The 18299-nt window shown below is 69.9% G+C and carries 14 protein-coding genes; 5 read left to right on the plus strand and 9 right to left on the minus strand.

The annotated features are described in order from the left end of the window. Position 1: 1 nt before the first annotated feature. A complete protein-coding gene (gene trmFO, locus HNR00_RS13135) occupies positions 2-1429 on the minus strand; it encodes a methylenetetrahydrofolate--tRNA-(uracil(54)-C(5))-methyltransferase (FADH(2)-oxidizing) TrmFO (RefSeq protein WP_183569956.1) in 1428 nt (475 codons plus the stop codon). 217 nt (positions 1430-1646) lie between these two features. Here trmFO and HNR00_RS13140 point away from each other — a divergent pair, with 217 nt between their 5' ends. Further along, a complete protein-coding gene (locus HNR00_RS13140) occupies positions 1647-3047 on the plus strand; it encodes a Hint domain-containing protein (protein WP_183569958.1) in 1401 nt (466 codons plus the stop codon). A gap of 93 nt (positions 3048-3140) precedes the next feature. Here HNR00_RS13140 and HNR00_RS13145 read toward each other — a convergent pair whose 3' ends face one another. Together HNR00_RS13145 and HNR00_RS13150 are read right to left on the minus strand one after the other, a co-directional pair. Continuing rightward, a complete protein-coding gene (locus HNR00_RS13145; protein WP_183569960.1) occupies positions 3141-3365 on the minus strand; it encodes a hypothetical protein in 225 nt (74 codons plus the stop codon). Positions 3366-3627: 262 nt separating this feature from the next. Continuing rightward, positions 3628-4602 carry a S1C family serine protease gene (locus HNR00_RS13150; protein ID WP_183569963.1) on the minus strand — a complete coding sequence of 325 codons (975 nt, stop codon included), beginning with the start codon at positions 4600-4602 and terminating at the stop codon, positions 3628-3630. 248 nt (positions 4603-4850) lie between these two features. On the opposite strand from HNR00_RS13150, the gene HNR00_RS13155 reads away from it, so the two are divergent. Beyond that, on the plus strand, positions 4851-5402 hold the full coding sequence (locus HNR00_RS13155) for a sigma-70 family RNA polymerase sigma factor (protein WP_183570136.1): 552 nt from the start codon (positions 4851-4853) through the stop codon (positions 5400-5402). Next, complete coding sequence (locus HNR00_RS13160) at positions 5399-6154, plus strand: anti-sigma factor (RefSeq protein ID WP_183569965.1); 756 nt, start codon at positions 5399-5401, stop codon at positions 6152-6154. Before HNR00_RS13155 ends, HNR00_RS13160 begins: the two co-directional genes overlap by 4 nt. A gap of 231 nt (positions 6155-6385) precedes the next feature. On the opposite strand, the gene HNR00_RS13165 is transcribed toward HNR00_RS13160, so the two are convergent. The 4 genes from HNR00_RS13165 to HNR00_RS13180 all read right to left on the minus strand — a co-directional run bounded on the left by HNR00_RS13165 (position 6386) and on the right by HNR00_RS13180 (position 12039). Continuing rightward, positions 6386-7360: a transporter family protein gene (locus HNR00_RS13165; RefSeq protein ID WP_183569967.1), complete on the minus strand. Its 975-nt coding sequence runs from the start codon at positions 7358-7360 to the stop codon at positions 6386-6388. A 498-nt stretch (positions 7361-7858) separates the two neighbouring features. Then, positions 7859-10930 carry an excinuclease ABC subunit UvrA gene (uvrA, locus tag HNR00_RS13170; RefSeq protein WP_183569969.1) on the minus strand — a complete coding sequence of 1024 codons (3072 nt, stop codon included), beginning with the start codon at positions 10928-10930 and terminating at the stop codon, positions 7859-7861. Positions 10931-11104: 174 nt separating this feature from the next. Beyond that, on the minus strand, positions 11105-11533 hold the full coding sequence (locus tag HNR00_RS13175; RefSeq protein ID WP_183570138.1) for an anthrone oxygenase family protein: 429 nt from the start codon (positions 11531-11533) through the stop codon (positions 11105-11107). A gap of 62 nt (positions 11534-11595) precedes the next feature. Then, a complete protein-coding gene (locus HNR00_RS13180; RefSeq protein WP_183569971.1) occupies positions 11596-12039 on the minus strand; it encodes a cupin domain-containing protein in 444 nt (147 codons plus the stop codon). Positions 12040-12401: 362 nt separating this feature from the next. Between HNR00_RS13180 and HNR00_RS13185 the strand changes: the two genes are divergently transcribed. Together HNR00_RS13185 and HNR00_RS13190 are read left to right on the plus strand one after the other, a co-directional pair. Further along, a complete protein-coding gene (locus HNR00_RS13185) occupies positions 12402-14450 on the plus strand; it encodes a methyl-accepting chemotaxis protein (protein ID WP_183569973.1) in 2049 nt (682 codons plus the stop codon). A gap of 958 nt (positions 14451-15408) precedes the next feature. After that, positions 15409-16605 carry a calcium-binding protein gene (locus HNR00_RS13190; protein WP_183569975.1) on the plus strand — a complete coding sequence of 399 codons (1197 nt, stop codon included), beginning with the start codon at positions 15409-15411 and terminating at the stop codon, positions 16603-16605. A 74-nt stretch (positions 16606-16679) separates the two neighbouring features. On the opposite strand, the gene HNR00_RS13195 is transcribed toward HNR00_RS13190, so the two are convergent. Together HNR00_RS13195 and HNR00_RS13200 are read right to left on the minus strand one after the other, a co-directional pair. Next, a complete protein-coding gene (locus HNR00_RS13195; RefSeq protein WP_183569977.1) occupies positions 16680-16907 on the minus strand; it encodes a hypothetical protein in 228 nt (75 codons plus the stop codon). A 128-nt stretch (positions 16908-17035) separates the two neighbouring features. Next, positions 17036-18241, minus strand: a complete 1206-nt coding sequence (locus tag HNR00_RS13200; RefSeq protein WP_183569978.1) for an efflux RND transporter periplasmic adaptor subunit — start codon at positions 18239-18241, stop codon at positions 17036-17038. Between the last annotated feature and the right edge of the window lie 58 nt (positions 18242-18299).

Consider the following 18299-nt stretch of genomic DNA (forward strand, 5'->3'; position numbering starts at 1 on the left):
GCTACTCCGCCGCCCGCAGCGGGCTCTCGTCCTCGCCGAGCCAGGCGGCGAGGGCGGCCCGCGCCCGGTCGGTCAGGGCCCGCTTCTTGAGCGCGGCCTTCTCGGGGCCGCGCAGGCGCTTGCCCGTCTCGTTGCGCGGCATCCGCTCCAGCGGCGGAAACAGGCCGAAATTCACGTTCATCGGCTGGAACGAGCGCGGCGCGTTGGAATCGGACTCCGCGCCCGCTTCCACGTGCCCGCCGGTGATGTGGGCGATCAGCGCGCCGAGCGCCGTCGTCGGGGGCAGGGGGGCCAGCGTCTCCCCGGCGGCCTCGGCGAGCGCGTAGCGGCCCGCCATCAGCCCGACCGCGGCGCTCTCGACATAGCCCTCGCAGCCGGTGATCTGGCCGGCGAAGCGCAACGAGGGTCGCGCCTTCAGCCGCAGGGTCGCGTCGAGCAGGCGCGGGGAATCGAGGTAGGTGTTGCGGTGCAAGCCGCCGAGGCGGGCGAACTCGGCGTTCTCCAGCCCCGGAATCGTGCGGAAGACGCGGATCTGCTCGGCGTGGCGCAGCTTGGTCTGGAAGCCCACCATGTTGAACAGGGTGCCGAGCGCGTTGTCCTGGCGCAGCTGGACGATGGCGCAGGGTTTCACCGTCGGGTCGTGCGGATTGGTGAGCCCCACCGGCTTCATCGGGCCGTGGCGCAGGGTCTCGGGGCCGCGCTCGGCCATCACCTCGATCGGCAGGCAGCCGTCGAAATAGGGGGTCGTGGCCTCCCATTCCTTGAACGAGGTCTTTTCGCCCGCGATCAGGGCGGCGATGAAGGCGTCGTACTGGGCCCGGTCCATCGGGCAGTTGAGGTAGTCGGCCCCGGTGCCGCCCGGCCCGGCCTTGTCGTAGCGCGACTGGAACCACGCGACGCCCATGTCGATCGAGTCGCGGTGGACGATCGGGGCGATGGCGTCGAAGAAGGCGAGCGACTCCTTGCCCGTGAGCCCAGCCACGGCCTCGGCCAGCGCCGGGGCGGTGAGGGGGCCGGTGGCCAGGATGGTCGGGCCCCAGGCCTCGGGGGGCAGGCCGGCGACTTCTTCGCGGACGATCGTCACGTTCGGATGCGCTTCGAGCGCGGCGGTGACGGCCCTGGAGAAGCCGTCGCGGTCGACCGCGAGCGCGCCGCCCGCGGGCACTTGGTGGGCGTCGGCCGCGCGCATGATCAGCGAGCCGAGGCGCCGCATCTCCTGATGCAGCAGGCCGACGGCGTTGCCGTTCGCGTCGTCCGAGCGGAACGAGTTCGAGCAGACCAGTTCGGCCAAGCCGTCGGTCCGGTGGGCCTCGGTGGCGCGATGGGGCCGCATCTCGTGCAGCACGACGCGCCCGCCGCCTTGCGCGATCTGCCACGCGGCCTCGGAACCGGCGAGCCCGCCGCCGACGATATGGATCGGATCCGTCATCGCGACGGGATAGAGCCCCGCGCGCCCGCGATCAATCCGGCCGTGCGCGGGCCGCCGACCCTCGGGCCGGTCCGGGCGGCGTTGCCGGGCTGCAAGGCCGCCGCAAAATCGTGGCCGCGGCCCGCCTCAGCCTTGTCACGGCAGGCCGGGGCCGGCATTCCTGTCACATCGATCCGCGCGACAAGCATCGCCGCAACCCTCGTCTGGAACTTTGCTCATGTCGGGCGGCCCTCTTCCGAGTCAGTACTTCGCCAATGTCTTCGGCCTGTATAAGAAGAGCGGGGCTTCGTTTCAGGTCGGGTTCGAATTCAACCTGGGAAGTGCGAACGTCACCGACCCCTCGGACGAGGCTGGGGACACCCCGACGCAGCTCGGCGACATTTCCTCGGACGGATTCGCCACGGACGAACCGTTCCTCGGCAGCGGTTTCACGTTCATCGGGACCGCGCAGGACGGGAACGGTTTCGTCGGGAAGAACTCCAGCGGAGACTATTTTCTTTTCACGGACAGGCGCTACGGCGACCTGTCGTACTTCACCGTGAAGGACGAAGCCTACGCTCTGGCCTGCTTCACATCCGGCACGCGCCTCGCGACCGCGGGGGGCCCCGTCGCGGTCGAAGATCTGGCGGTCGGCGACCGTGTCGTGACCGCATCCGGTGCGGAGCGCCCGGTCCGCTGGATCGGCCACCGCGCCCTCGCCTGCCGCGGCCGTGCCGACTGGCAACCGGTGCGCATCGCGGCGCATGCCTTCGGCGAGGGCCGCCCGGAGCGCGACCTCCTGGTCTCACCCGGCCACGCGCTCTGCGTCGACGTGCTCGGCGAGGTGCTGGTCCCGGCCGGCCGCCTCGTCAACGGCACCACGCTGGCCCGGATGGAGCTGGAGAGCGTCACCTACTGGCACGTCGAACTCGACGACCACGACATCCTGCTGGCCGAGGGTCTGCCCGCCGAAAGCTATCGGGACACCGGCAATCGCGGCTTCTTCGCCGAGGACGAAGGGTCCGGCGAGGCCGATCCGGCCCCGGGACCGGACGGATGGACGCAGCCCCGGACGGGGACCGAGCCCTGCCGCCCTCTCCATGAGGCGGGCGTGCTGGTCGAGGTCCTGCGCGACCGCCTGACGGACCGCGCCCGGTCGCTCGGCTGGCGTCTCGCCGAGGCGCCGCTGGCCGGTCTGCACCTCGTCGCCGACGGGCAGATCGTCCGTCCCGACATCGACGGCCTCGTCGCCCGCTTCGTCCTGTCGGCGGAGGCGCGGCAGGTGCGCCTCGTCTGCGACACCAGCGTTCCGGCCCATGTCGTGCCCGGCTCGACCGACGAGCGGCGGCTCGGCGTGGCGCTCGCCGCGCTGACCCTCGACGACGGACTGACCGGCCTGCGCACGATCGCGCTCGACGATCCCCGTCTCGGCGAGGGCTTCCATCCGCCCGACGGGGAGGGGGAGACGCGCTGGCGCTGGACCGACGGCTCGGCCCTGCTGCCGGACGCGTTGTGGGAGGGCTGCCGCGGCACGCTGTTCCTGCGGGTCGGGCTGTCCTGCCCCGCCCTGCCGCGCTGGATCGGCCCGCGCGAGGCCGCGGGCGTGGTCGAACTCGCCGAATTCCGGCGGCCGGTCTGACGACCGACGCATCGCGGCCGCCCCGTCATCGAGACGCCATCGTCCGGCACGGCCGGTCGGGCCCCTCCGCCGGCAGAGGAAGGCCTCGCGGCCTCAGATCGCCATTTCGGGCTGCGGGAAATGCGCCATGAAGCGCAGCCCGTCCCACAATTCGACGATCGCTTCCTCGGACCGCTGACGCGCCAGTGACAGCGCCTCGGCGTCGCTCGCCGCCGCCAGGGGCTCGCTCAGGAGCACTTGGCCGCTCTCGCTCAGAACCAGCACGCGATAGGCGGCGGGCAGTTCGGGGCAGATCGGCGGGCCGACGAAGAGAGGCAAGACCGGTCTCCGTGTCCGTTCAGGCGGGAGCACGAGGGTCTCTCAGCCGCTGGCGCCCAGGATTGCCCTGCCAGCGATCGGGCAAGTGTAAATCCCCGTAACATGAACGCAAGCCGAACACGGTGTGGGCCGAGGTCGCAGGGGCGGGGGCCCGTCCCCGAGACGCGGTCGGAAACCCCTATGAAATACCGATATCGAATCAGTTTTCGGAAATCCCGTGGCCGCCTTTCGGTCCCATGCTCCCGCGGAACCTCGCAGCCGCTCAGTGGAGCTTCGGCCCTACCAGGAAGCGCTCGCGGTCGACCGAGGTCAGCGAGAGGCGCAGCGAGCGGCCGTCGCGGTTGATCGTCAGCGGGACGCGCACGCCGGCCTCGCCGAGCGCCCAGACCTGCCGGAAGAAGCCCGCCAGATCCCCCACCGGCTCGCCCGCCACCTCCGCCAGCACGTCGCCGGGGCGCAGGTCGGCCGCCTCCGACGGGCCCTTGTCGGTCAGCCCCATCACCACGACGCCGTCCTCGGTCTCGGTGGCGTAGAGGCCGAGCCAGGGCCGAGGCGGCCGGTCGGCCCGGCCGCGGGTCTCGAGGTCGGCGAGGATCGGCGGCAGCAGCTCGATCGGCACCACCATGTTGATCGCCCGCGCGCCCGCGCTGCCGCCCTGCTGGAGCTGGAGCGAGCCGATGCCGATCAGGTCGCCCTCCGGCCCGATCAGGGCGGTGCCGCCCCAATGCGGGTGCGCCGGCGCCGTGAACAGCGCCTCGTCGAGGACGTATTCCCAGTAGCCCGCGAATTCCTGGCGCCCGACCAGCTCGACCGCGAGGCTGTGACCGCGCCCGCCCGCCCCCGCGACCACGGCGCGGTCGCCGATCCGCAAGGCGTCCGAGCGGCCGAGCCGCAGCGCCGGCAGGCCGAGATCGCCGAGCGCCTGGACGAGGCCGAAACCGGTGACGGCATCGTAGCCGACGACGTGGGCAGGCACGAAGCGCCCGTCATGGGTGGTGAGCCAGACGCTCTCGGCCTCGATCACGAGATAGCCGATGGTGAGCACGAGGCCGTCCTCGCGGATCACCACGCCGTTGCCGGCCCGCTCGGTGCCGAGCGTCTCGGCGGTGAAGGCCTCCGCGGGCACCCGCGAGGACAGCGAGACCACCGAGGCGAGCGCCCGTTCGAGGTCGTAGCCGTAGTCGCCCGGCTTCGGCTGCTGGGCGGCCGGGATCCTGTGTTCGCCGTGCGCGGCCATGCGACCCCTCTCCCGCGACGCCTCGACCCGACGAGAATCGGGCATCCGGCACAAGATAGGCGGCCGTGCCGCCGCCGACAGCCGCCTTCCCCGCGCATCCGGCAGGCACGGGTGATGGCGCGGAAGCCTCCCCTCCGATAGATTGCCCGCAACGCTCCCGCCAGACGGACGATCCCGAGCCGCCCGCATGCCCCAAGCCGCGCCGATCGAGACAGGAGCGGGCCGTGGCGCCGCCTGACGACATCGCCATCGCGGAGGATGCGGCGCTCGCCCGCCTCCTCGAACGGATCGCGACAGGGGACGAGGCGGCGCTCCGGGCGCTCTACGACCGCACGGCGGCGAAACTTCTCGGCATCGTCCTGCGTATCCAGCGCGACCGGAGCTTGGCCGAGGACGTGCTTCAGGACGTCTACCTGCGGATCTGGCATGCGGCCGGGTCCTACGCGCCCGCGGCGGGGGCGCCGCTCCCCTGGCTGTGCGCCATCGCGCGCAACCGGGCCATCGATGGGGTCCGCCGCCGAAGCGAGGTCATGATGCCGTCGGGCGAGGCCGGCGAGGCGTATTGGGAGCGGTTGGCCGCGCCGGGCGGCGGCGAGGACGCGATCCTCGACCGCGACGCGCTGCTCGCCTGCCTGTCCCGGCTCGACCCGACCCAGCGCGACTGCGTGGTGCTGGCCTATTGCGAGGGCTGGTCGCGGGAGGAGCTGGCCGCGCGTTACGGCCGGCCGGTCAACACCGTGAAGACCTGGCTGCACCGCACGCTGGGCGCGCTGAAATCCTGCCTGGAGACGGGTCCATGAGCGGCGGGGAGCGCGACCTGCGCGCCGCCGAGTACGTGCTCGGCACCCTCGACGCCGCCGAGCGGGCGGCGTTCGAGCTGGAGCGGACGGTCGATCCGGCGAGCGAGGCGGCCCTGCATGCCTGGGAGCGGCGGCTCGGCCCCCTGGCGCAGGCGGTGCCGGAGATCCCGCCGGGCCCCGAACTCTGGACGCGAATCGCCGCAGCGCTGCCGTCGGGCGGGGCGGGGCAGGGGACCGCCGCCCAGGACGAGGCCCGCGAGAGCGCGGCGGGGTTCGCCGCCAACGACAACCGCCTGCGCGACCTCGCCCGGCAGGTTCGGTTCTGGCGCCGCGCGACCGTCGCGGCGGCGGGCGCGGCCGGGCTCGCCGCCGCCGGCCTCGCCCTGGTGCTGGCCGGGCCGATGCGGCCGACCCCCCCGCCGGGCGGCCGCTCCGTCGCGGTGGTGACGAGCGGCGGCGACCTGCCGGCGCTGATCGTCAGCGTCGATGCCGCCAGCGGCACCGTGCGGGTGCGCCCCCTCGCCGCCCGCGCCCCCGAGGGCCGCAGCCTGGAACTCTGGTACATCGGCGCGGGCGCCGCCCCGCGCCCGCTCGGCCTCGTCGGCCCCGAGCCGTCCCGCCTCGCCCTGCCCCCGGAGGCCGGAGCCACCGCGGGCGCCACCCTCGCGGTCTCGGTCGAGCCGCCGGGCGGCTCGCCCACCGGCCAGCCGACGGGGCAGGTGGTCTATTCGGGCAAGCTGATCCCGGAATGAGGGGGATCAGGGTAGAGATATTTTTCTGAATCAATGTCAGTGTTTTATCGTCATTTCCTGAGGTGACGCACGAGCCCCTGGCCAGCTCTTGCCCTCGCGACGCAAGCGAGGCCAGCCGCCGGGCCGGGATGACAGCCGACAGACTGGAACAACAAAAAAGCCGCCCGGCCTCGCGGCCGGGCGGCTCTGCCCGTTCGGGCTCGGGGGCGCCGCTGGCGCCCCCGGTCCGGATCAGTACTTGCGCACCAGCGGGGCCGGGGCGACCGCCACCGGGGCCGGCGGGGTGTAGAGCGGGGCGACGATGCGGAACCAGCCCTCGGTCGAGTCGAAGGAGTCCGCGGTGCGGGCGACGGTGCGAGCCACGTAGAACTGCGTGGTGAACGGCCCGAAGTCGTAGCCGACGAGACCGCCGAGGAGGAAGCGGCCGCCGCGGCCGATCGTGGCGCCGCCGAGAACCGGGTTGATCAGCAGGTTCGGGTCGAGGTTGACCGTGCCGTAGCCGATGGCGCCGATTTCGAACTTGCCGAACTTCTTGGTCGCGGTCAGGTCGAGGTTGAGCGCGTCCGACATCTGGTACGGGCCACGCGTCAGGAACGCGTTGTTGCCGCTGAAGGTCGCCGGGGAGTCGTAGAAGTTGTAGGTCAGGTTGGCGGTGATGTTCCAGCCGTCGCCGGTGTAGCTGCCGGCCACGCCGATGCGGTAGGTGTTGGAGGCGAGGAACGGCAGCGCCGCGCCGGGAACCAGAACGCCCGCGTTGGTCACGACCACGCCGCGGCCGGCATTGGCCTCGTTGAGGTAGGCACCGCCGAGCAAGCTGACGCCGAAGTTGCCGCCGAGGTCGAACGCCCAGATGCCGCCGACGAAGGTACCGACGTTGACCGAGAAGTCGCGGATGCCGCCGGGGCCGCTGCTCTTGCCGAAGGCGAACACGGTCGGCGGGGCGACGACGAACTCGAGACGGCCGCCGAGCGGAACCCACGGGGTCGACCACACGAGGATCGGGATGTTCACACCGATGTCCAGCGCGCCCTGATCGCGGCCGCCGTAGGTGAAGGTGTTGATGGCGTACACGCCCTCGGGGAGCGGGGCGCCGACCGCGAGGCCGACCTGCTCGCCGGGGACCGTGGTGGTCTGGGCCTGAGCAACGGTCGTCGTCATTCCGGCCGTCAGCGCGATCGCGCCGGCGGCGAGCCAGTTCTTCATCATTTTCTCGTTCCTTCCCAAGGATTTCAGGCGTCCGCCCCGTAGCCCCCGCATCCCGGCTTGCCCTCCCGCCCTCTCCGGAGCGGGACCGACCGGCCCGATGCCGACGCCCCCTTACGGCCGCACCTCAAGTCTCGACGACGGGAACTATTCTACAGACCGGCCCCGAATGACAGGGGATTGCCCGCAATCTCGGCAGTTCGGGTCACACCGTTGCGCAAAAGCCGCATTTTCGCTGCGGGGCAACGGATTCCTTAACGAGATCTTACTGGTGTACCGCACGGCCGACGACGACGACCGCACGGCCGGTGCGTGAAAATAGCCAAGCTCGATCAAGCCGTTGGACGCGGTGCGCAGGCGGGCATCTTCGGCATGGCGGGCGGGCCGATTGCGCAAGGCCCCCGCGGACTTTCGCACCGCAGCAACCGTGAGCAGGCTCCGGAGGCCGGTCCCGGGGGGGAATCGGGCGCCGAATCGTCGGGCGCCGGCCGGTTGCGGCGGCTACTCGGCCGCCTGACGGCCGCGGCCGGTGCCGGGTCCGCGCCGCGCGGCGGCCTTTTCGGGCGCGGGCTTGGCGGCTGCTTTGGCGGATGCCTTCGTCTTGACCGGCGCGGCGGGGCGGCGGGCCAGCACCTCGCGCAGGAAGCGCCCGGTATGGCTGGCATGGCTCGCGGCGATCTGCTCGGGCGTGCCCTGCGCCACCAATTGGCCGCCACCGTCGCCGCCCTCGGGGCCCATGTCGATCACCCAGTCGGCGGTCTTGATGACTTCCAGGTTGTGCTCGATCACGACCACCGTGTTGCCCTGGTCGACCAGTTCGTGCAGCACTTCCATCAGCTTGGCGACGTCGTGGAAGTGCAGGCCGGTGGTCGGCTCATCAAGGATGTAGAGGGTGCGGCCGGTGGCGCGCTTCGACAGCTCCTTGGACAGCTTCACCCTTTGCGCCTCGCCGCCCGACAGAGTGGTCGCCTGCTGGCCGACGCGGACGTAGTGCAGGCCGACCCGGGCCAGCGTCTCCATCTTCTCGCGGATGGACGGGACGGCCTTGAACAGGTCGGCGGCCTCCTCGACCGTCATGTCGAGCACATCGGCGATGGACTTGTTGCGGTAGCGCACCTCCAGCGTCTCGCGATCGTAGCGCTTGCCCTTGCAGACGTCGCAGGTGACGTAGACGTCGGGCAGGAAGTGCATCTCGATCTTGATGACGCCGTCGCCCGAGCAGGCCTCGCAGCGCCCGCCCTTCACGTTGAACGAGAAGCGCCCGGCCTGATAGCCGCGGGCCTTGGCTTCGGGGAGCCCCGCGAACCAGTCGCGGATCGGGGTGAAGGCGCCCGTGTAGGTCGCCGGGTTCGAGCGCGGCGTGCGGCCGATCGGCGACTGGTCGATGTCGATGACCTTGTCGAGATGCTCCAGCCCCTCGATCGCGTCGAAGGGCGCGGGGTGCTCCAGCGCGCCGTTGAGGCGCTTGGCCGCCGCCTTGTAGAGCGTGTCGATCACGAGGGTCGACTTGCCGCCGCCCGAGACGCCGGTGATGCAGGTGAAGGTGCCGAGCGGGATCTTGGCGGTCACGTCCTTGAGGTTGTTGCCGCGCGCGCCGACGACGGTGAGGATGCCGCGGCCGGGATCGCGCCGGACCTTGGGGGTGTGCACCGAGAGCTCGCCGGTCAGGTACTTGGCCGTCAGCGAGGCCGGGTCCTTCAGGAGTTCGTCCGGCGTGCCCTGGGCGATGATCTGCCCGCCATGGATGCCGGCGCCGGGGCCGACATCGACGACGTAGTCGGCCTGGAGGATCGCGTCCTCGTCGTGCTCGACCACGATCACCGAATTGCCGAGATCGCGCAGGCGCTTGAGCGTGCCGAGCAGGCGCTCGTTGTCGCGCTGGTGCAGGCCGATCGAGGGCTCGTCGAGGACGTAGAGCACGCCGGTCAGCCCCGAGCCGATCTGCGAGGCGAGGCGGATGCGCTGGCTCTCGCCGCCCGACAGCGAGCCGGAGCCGCGGGCCAGCGTCAGGTATTCGAGGCCGACATCGACGAGGAAGGTCAGCCGGTCGCGGATTTCCTTGAGGATGCGGACCGCGATCTCGTTCTGCTTGTCCGTGAGTTTTTGCGAGATTTCCGAGAACCAGCGATGCGCCTCGCGCACCGACAACGCAGTCACCTCGCCGATGTCTTGGCCTGCGATCTTCACCGCCAGCGCCTCGGGCTTGAGCCGCTTGCCGCCGCAGGACTCGCAAGGGCTGGCGCTCATGAAGCGGCCGATCTCGTCGCGGGAGGCGTCGCTCTCGGTCTCCTTGTAGCGCCGCTCCAGATTCGGGATGACGCCCTCGAACGGCTTGTTGACCGAGTAGGAGCGCAGGCCGTCGTTGTAGTCGAACCGCACCGATTCCGTGCCGGTGCCGTAGAGGATCGCCTGCTTGGCCGAGGCCGGCAGCGCCGACCACGCCACCGTGGTCTTGAAGCCGAAATGGCGCGCGAGCGCATCCAGCGTCTGGTCGTAATAGGGCGAGGTGGACTTCGCCCACGGCCCGACCGCGCCGCGCTTCAGTGACAGGGCCGCATCGGAGATCACGAGTTCGGGGTCGATCCGCATCTCGTGGCCGATGCCGCCGCAGGTCGGGCAGGCGCCGAACGGGTTGTTGAAGGAGAACAGCCGCGGCTCGATCTCGGGGATGGTGAAGCCCGAGACCGGGCAGGCGAAGCGCGACGAGAACGTAATCTTCTTCGGGGTCTCGCCCTCCGGCGTGTCGGCGAACTCGATGTCCGCGATGCCGTCGGCGAGTTCCAGCGCGGTCTCGAACGAGTCGGCGAGCCGGCTCGCGATGTCGGCGCGCACGACGATGCGGTCCACCACCACGTCGATGTCGTGCTTGAGCTTCTTGTCGAGCTTCGGCACGTCGTCGATCGGGTAGTACTCGCCGTCGATGCGCAGCCGCTGGAACCCCTTCTTCTGGAACTCGGCGATCTCTTTTCGATATTCGCCCTTCCGCCCGCGCACGACGGGGGCGAGCAGATAGAGCCGCGTCTTCTCCGGCAGCTCCAGCACGCGATCGACCATCTGCGAGACGGTCTGGCTCTCGATCGGCAGGCCGGTGGCGGGCGAGTAGGGGATGCCGATCCGCGCCCAGAGCAGGCGCATGTAGTCGTAGATCTCGGTGACGGTACCGACCGTCGAGCGCGGGTTCTTCGAGGTGGTCTTCTGCTCGATGGAGATCGCGGGCGAGAGCCCGTCGATCTGATCGACATCGGGCTTGGCCATCATCTCGAGGAACTGGCGGGCATAGGCCGAGAGCGATTCGACGTAGCGGCGCTGCCCTTCCGCGTAGATCGTGTCGAAGGCGAGCGACGACTTGCCCGAGCCCGACAGCCCGGTGAACACCACGAGCTTGTCGCGGGGGATCGTCAGATCGACGTTCTTGAGGTTGTGCTCGCGCGCGCCCCGCACCGCGATCACGCGGGTGTCGCGGGCCGGCGGGGCAGCGTCGAACATCGCGGCAAGGCGGGCGTCGGCCTGCTGTTCGGTTTTTACCCCTTTGCCGGCCGCGGTCTCGGCTTTGCGGGCTTTGGCTGTGGCCATGGGCGACAAATTCTCTGACGGTCGAGCCGAGGTGACGGCGCCGGGAGCGGCCGGGCGAAGGAAGCAGTGCCGCACAGACGACGCTGTGCCGCGCGGGAACAGGTTTCGGACACGCAGATGGGTTCCGGGCAGCGCGAAACCACTAGAACGGAACGGGTACGACGGCAACGGCGATCACGTCGCGAGGCTCACGAGCAGAATGAGGGTCGCGAGCGCGCCCAGTCCGCTCCGCCCCGCGTGGAGACGGCCCCAGCGGACGACGAGGGCACGCGCCTCCGGTGCGGCCCGTGTCGGCTCGATCGCCTCAAGCCGCTTGTTGACCGGCATGATGGCCAAAAGCGTGTAGGGCCAGTTCGCCACCAGCACGAGCCCGCCGACGAGGAAGCCGGCCCGGCCCGTGAACCACCACGCCGCAGCGGCCAGCACGAAGCCGAGAACCGCGAGCCCCGCCTGCATCGGCAGGCCGCGGGCATAGGCGCGGCGCCACTGCACCAGAAGCGCGGAATCGGGCAGCAGGAGCCGGGCCGGCTGCTCGGCCAGATTGATGTAGACGGCCGCACCCGTGAATAGGGCGGCGGCGGTCAGCGCGAGCAGGGCGGGGATCATCCGGCGGCAACTCCGCGAGAACGGGCCATCCGCGACATGGGGAGCCGGGCGGCCCGGCGCTACGCTCCGTCGCCCTCGGCGTTGCGGGCCATGAAGCTCGCGGGCGTCCCGTCCTCCGGGTTCACGAACACGATGTCGGTCGGCGCCCGGCGCGGGGTGTCGACCGAGAGGAACACCAGCGGCTCCTCCAGGATCTTGGGCAGCGCGTGGACGGTGTTGCGGTCGAACAGCAGCAGGTGGCCGGGGCCGAACTCGGCCTCGTCGGCAGCATCGCCCATCCAGAAGGTGCCGCGGCCCGAGAGGCAGACCAGCACCTCGTCGCAGGTGGCGTGGAAGTGCGGCGGGGTCGGGCGGTAGACCCGGAACACCCGCACGCTCGCCGCCGGACGGTCCGACAGGTAGGCGTCGACCAGAAGCGTCGCGGCCCCGTCCGGCAGGCCGCGGGCGATGGCATGGAGGTCGAAGCGCCCGCCTCCTCGGCCGATCTCGTCGGATGCCGCCATGCTGGTCTCCCGTCTCGCGCCCCGACACGTTCCAAGACGGCCGGCGCCGCCCGGTTCCGCCGAGGGATAGGGCCGAGGGACAGTGAGATGAGACAAGACGACGACGACCGGCGAGCAGGACGACTTGCAAGCCGCCAAGATATCAAATGATCAGAAACGCGAGCGAGCGCCGGATATTGCTCGGTTTCGAGGCTTTCAGCCTAAAAAATAGACATGAGGCCAAGCTCGAAGAAACAGAGTGCCGAACAATCATTTATTCATAATATGATCTCAAGCCTGGGTCGACACTCGCTCAAGTATGGCCCCCGATGTCAGAGCCCTCTTCGCAAAGACCTTCCGCTGTTGGCAGCACCGGCGCAGCAATGCTCGGCGGGCGCGTGCTCGGCTCGCTGCGCGGGCGCATCGTCGCCGTGGCGCTGATCCCCTGCCTCGCCTTCGCCGGGGTGGCGGGCGAGGCGGTGTTCGAGCGGGTCGGAGAGGGCCGGGCGATGGCCCGGATGGAGGCGCTGGTCGGCCTCTCGTCCCGGGTCAGCGCGATGGTGCACGAGGCGCAGAAGGAGCGCGGCGCCTCCTCGCTGTTCCTCGGCTCGAAGGGGACGCAGTTCGGCGCCGAACTCGCCGCCCAGCGCAAGCTCACCGACGCCGCCCGCGCGGACCTCACCGCGGCGCTCGGCGCGAACGAGGCCGGCGAGTCCTTCACCCGCAAGGCGGAGGCCCTGCGTGCGGCGATCGCCCGGATCGAGGCCCATCGCATTGCGGTCGATCGGCTGGAGGCGAGCGTGCCGGCCAACCTCGCCCTCTATTCGGGCGCCATCGCCGCGGCGCTGAACCTCGTGCGCGAGGTCGGCCAGATCGCCGCCGACCCGGCGGTGGGCGCGCGGATTTCGGCCTACTCGGCCTTCCTGTCCCTCAAGGAAATGGCCGGCCAGGAGCGGGCGGCGGCCTCGGCGGTCTTCGCCGCGGGCAGCCTCGACCTGCCGGGCTACCGGCGGCTTGCCGGGCTCTCGGCCGATCAGGACACCTACGAGCGGCTCTTTCGCGTCGCGAGCCCGGCGGAGGACGCGGCCGCGCTCGACGCGGCCAACGCCGCCGAGCCCGCCCGCGAGGTCGCCCGCCTGCGCGCGATCGCGCTCGGCACGCTGCCGGGGCAGGCGCCGGCCTATGCCGACGCCAAGGGCTGGTTTCGCCTCGCCACCCAGCGCATCGACGGGCTCAAGGCCCTCGAGGATCGGCTGACCGAGGCGCTCGGGCGGGAGGCCGGCGCCGCCCGCGCCCGGGCCGAGCGCGCGGTCGCGGTGTGGTCGGCGGGGCTGCTGGCGATGCTGGCGCTCTCGGTGGCGCTCGCCTTCGCCCTCGGCTCGGCCATCGCGAGACCCCTGAGCCGCATGGCCCGCGCGCTCACCGCGATCGGGCAGGGCGACACCGATGTCGCGGTGCCGGCGAAGGGCCCGCACGAATTGCGCGCCATCGCGGCCGCCGCGGCCGAGTTCCGCGACAGCGTCGCCGAGCGCGCCCGCACCCGCGCCGAGCGCGAGCGCAGCGTCGAGGCCGAGGCGGCCCGCCGCCGCGCCGCGATGATGGGCGTGGCCGACGGCTTCGAGGCGCGGGTCGGCGGCATCGTCGCCGCGGTCTCGGCTGCGGCCCAGCAGCTGGAGGGCGCGGCGCGTGCCATGAGCGCGGCGGCGGGCGACACCTCCGCCTTGAGCGCTTCCGCCGCGGCGGCCTCCGAAAGGGCGGCGCTCGCCTCCGACTCGATCGCGGCGGCGACCGAGGAGCTCTCGGCCTCGATCCACGAGATCGGCACCCAGGTCGTCGCCTCGGCCTCCGCCGCGGCGCTGGCCGAAGGGGACGCCGCGCGCACCGCGGCGGAAGTCGAGCGGCTGGCGGGGGCCGCGGGCGGCATCGCCCGGATCGTCGGGCTGATCTCGGACATCGCCGGCCAGACCAACCTTCTGGCCTTGAACGCCACGATCGAGGCGGCCCGCGCCGGCGAGGCCGGCCGGGGCTTCGCCGTCGTCGCCGCGGAGGTGAAGGAGCTCGCCTCCCAGACCGCGCGGGCGACGGACGAGATCGCCAGCCGCGTCGCCGAGATCGCCGCCTCGGGCGAGGCCTCGATCGCCGGCATCGGCGGGGTCGGCCGCACCATCCGCGAACTCGCGCGCATCTCCGGCGACATCGCCGCCGCGGTCGAGCAGCAGGGCGCGGCCACCGCCGAGATCGCCCGCACCACGGTCGAGACCTCGCAGGGCACCCGCACCGTCTCCGACACCGTCGCGGGCGTGGCCGACGCCGCCACCGGCACCAGCGCCGGCTCGGCCCAGGTGCTCGGCGCGGCGAGCGACCTCGCCCGTCAGGCGGCGGCGCTCAGGCGGGAGGTCGGCGGGTTCCTGGAGCAGGTACGGGCGGCGTGAGGGTGGACCGGATGTGGCGCGGGGGTCACGCCGCCGAAGATCGCGCGTTTCCCTTCGGCGCCGCCATTCTTCAACCATAGGTCCGCGGCACCGGAGCGATGCGCCAGAGAGCGCCAGGAAACGCATCGCTTCGGGGCTACAGATGATCATCATTCGGAAGGATACTGTCTGGGGGCCGGGCGAAGGTTATCTGTATGATAATATTCAGGTTGCAGAGGGTGTGACGCTGACCATTTCCGCCGGAGCCGAAATATTCGGTAATGGTTATGCGATTGAAGCTTATGGATCGGTTAAAGTGTCGGGTACTGCTAGCCGTCCTATAGCTTTAAACAATGTCGAAATTGGATTGGGCGAAAACTATAAAGATGGCGGTAGGGTAGAAATATCTTATACGCACATCAGCGGCGGCGGAATAAATTCTTCAACGCTCGGAGGATTTGGAGGCCTTGTAGTAAATAATTCAGTTATTACCGACGTAAAATCAACGATATACGACTTCTCATCCGCGACTAACTCATCGAGTTTTTCGAACAATGTGTTTTTAAATTCAGATCCAATATACATTGGCTACGGCGCTACATCCAGCCTGAGGTACAATATATTTGACCGCTATGCGCCTGACGAAGCATACTCAGTTTATCATGCCGGAGCGGTCGTGTCCTCCGCCGGTCAAAACGGAATACCGACCTCAATAGGCAACGCATACCTTGACACTGGCGCAAAAACTATCGAACTTCAGGATACAAGCGGTAAGCTTATCAGTCAAAATGACTATTTTGGGACTACGAATCGGTCTGTAGTTTCTAATATGATAAGGGATGCGAATGATGACCTATCCATAACGAATGTGGTTAATCTTGATAAAATTTCTAGCTCACCTGCACCTGGACTATTAAAATCATTATTCTCTTTTACGTCTATTTCTATTCCAAGGGATGTTATTGTCGAGGCTCGTCTTTTGGGAACTAAGAATGTCGATCTAACTGGAAATAGGCTCAACAACAAGCTCGCCGGCAACATCGGCGACAACACCATCGACGGCGGCCTCGGCGCCGACACGATGAGCGGCGGGGGCGGCAACGACACCTACATCGTCGACAACGTCGGCGATGGGATCGTCGAGAGCAGCAACAGGGGCACCGACAGCGTCGTGGCCTCCGTGTCGTACGCGCTGTCGGCCAACGTCGAAGCGCTGACGCTCACGGGTGCGAAGGCGATCAACGCGACCGGCAACGCGCTCGCCAACCACCTGATCGGCAACGGCGCGGCCAACGTCCTCGACGGCAAGGGCGGCGCCGACGTGATGGAGGGCGGCACTGGCAACGACACCTACCATGTCGATCACAGGGCCGACCGCATCGTCGAGGCGTTCGGCGCGGGAACGGACACGCTCGTCAGCACGGTGAGCTACGCCCTCGCCGCCGGTCAGGCGGTCGAGACCCTGCACTTCGCAAAAACGGTCGGCACCGCGGCCCTCGACCTCACCGGCAACGAATTCGCCAACACACTGGTCGGCAGCGCCGGCGACAACGTGCTCAACGGCGGCGGCGGGGCCGATGCCCTGTATGGCGGCTCCGGCAACGACACCTACGTGGTCGACAACCTGAACGACAAGGTGTCCGAGGCGAAGGGCGCCGGCACGGATGCGGTGCTGTCGTCGGTGAGCTACGCGCTCAAGGGCGGTCAGGAGATCGAGAGCCTGCAGTTGCTGGCTTCGACCGGCTCGGCCGCGCTGAACCTGACCGGCAACGAGTTCGCCCAGAGCCTGCGGGGCAATGCGGGCGCCAACGTCCTCAACGGCGGCCTCGGCAACGACGTGCTGACCGGCGGCAAGGGGGCGGACACCTTCGCCTTCTCGACCGCGCTCGGCTCGACCCACGTCGACCGCATCACGGACTTCGCCGCCGAGGACACGATCCGGCTCGCCAAGGGCATCGTCGCGGCGCTCGCACCGGGCCAACTGGCGGACGGGGCCTTCAAGAGCGTCGCCGCGATCTCGACCGCCAAGCTCGATGCGGACGACCGCATCCTCTACAAGCAGGCGACGGGCGAGTTGTTCTACGACGCGGACGGCTCGGGCACGGCAGCGGCGGTGAAGTTCGCCGTCCTCGACAACAAGGCCGCGCTCACCCACGCCGACTTCCTCATCGCGTGACGCTGCGCCGGTCGGGGCAGGGCGCCTGTCCCGACGGTACGGTCCCCGCGAGGCCGCGCGGGGAAAAATGCCGGTCAGGGCGCGTCCAGCGCCATGATCGCGTCGTAGGGTCCGGCGCCGCCGAGGGTGGCTTCGACCGCCGAGTTGACGGCGGCGCTGATGAGAAGGAGGACGGCGAGGAGGAGCGCCGCCTCGGTCAGGACGCGGGCGAGGGCCGCGGCGTGGGCGCGGGCGGCGTGGATCAGGGCGCAGCCCGCCACGAACACGAGGGCCTGCACGGCCGGCATGGTGAGAAGCGTCATCGTCTCCGTCTCGCTCGCATCCTCGATCGAACGCGCTTACCAACGCCCTTGCCGCCGCCCGAACCCGTGCGGATGCGCACGCCCCGCGCAGCAAGACCCGGACCGTCGTCTCTCCGAGGCATCGATTGTCAGTGTCGCGCCTCGCCCGAAGCGGGCGTGTTGTCCGCGGCCTTGACCGGCTCGGCGGCCTGCGGTTCGACCTTGAGGTTCTGGCGCAGGCTCTGGAGATGGTCGATCACCACCCTGGTGCCGGGCTTGAGACCTTTCATCACCGCGGTGGCGTCGCCGTAGGCATCGCCGGTCTCGATCGCGGTCATGTGGACCATGTTCTTGTCGTCCACGGTCCAGACCACCTGCTGGTCGAGCTGGGCCGAGAGGGCGATGGTCGGCACCAGCAGCCGCTCCTGGCGGCCGACCTCGATGCGGGCGCGCACGAAGCGGCCGGGCAGGTAGCGCTCGTCGGCATTGTCGAGCCACGCCTGGATCAGCCGGCGGCCGGTGCGGGGATCGAAGCGGTTGTCGAGGCGGTAGATCGTGGCCTCGCGCACGGGCTCGCGCTGCACGTCGAGGAGCTGCACCTTGGCCCGCTTCTCGGCCAGCGCGACCCGCACGGCCTCAGCGTCCTCGGAGGAGAGCGCCATCTGCACGTCGATCGGATTCACCTGCACCACCGAGACGAGCTTGGTCTGATTCTCGATCACCATGTCGCCGACGTTGACGAGCGACAGCGAGGAGCGCCCGTCGATGGGCGCACGGATCACCGCGTAATCGAGGTTGAGCTTCTGCCGGGCGATGGCGGCTTCCGCCTCGTTGAGCTTGGCGACCGCGGTGGCGAGGTTCGACTGGTTCTGCTGGGCGCGCTGCTCGGTGGCAAAACCCTTGTCGGCGAGCTGCTCGGTGCGGTTCACCTCGGCCTGGGCGAAGTCGAGGGCGGCCTTGGCCTGGTCGCGCAGCGCGGTGGCCGATTGCAGCGCCACCTCGAAGGGCCGCGGATCGATGCGGAACAGCACCTGCCCCTTCTTGACGTGGCCGCCGGGCTCGAAGGCGCGCTCCACCACGATGCCGGTCACCCGCGCCTGCAGCTCGGCGTCGCGGGGCGAGACGATCGTGCCGGTATACTCGAAGGCGACCGGCACCTCGCGGGCTTCCGCCGGCACCACCTTCACGGCGAGCGCCGGCTCCTCTTTGTCCTTGGCTTTGGCGCGCTGACTCACCTTGAGGTGGTGGGCGAGGAAGCCGGGGATCGGATGGCCCATCCCCCACCACGCGCCGCCCGCGATCCCCATCGCCCCGATGACGAGGCCGGTGACGATGAAACCGACGCCTGAGCGCACCTAAAGACCCCTCCGGAAGCCGACCATCCGCCTCTGCGAGGCCGCGCGGCAGGTGGGG

Origin of the sequence: Methylorubrum rhodinum, from assembly GCF_014199935.1 — a bacterium.
Classification (GTDB): domain Bacteria; phylum Pseudomonadota; class Alphaproteobacteria; order Rhizobiales; family Beijerinckiaceae; genus Methylobacterium; species Methylobacterium rhodinum.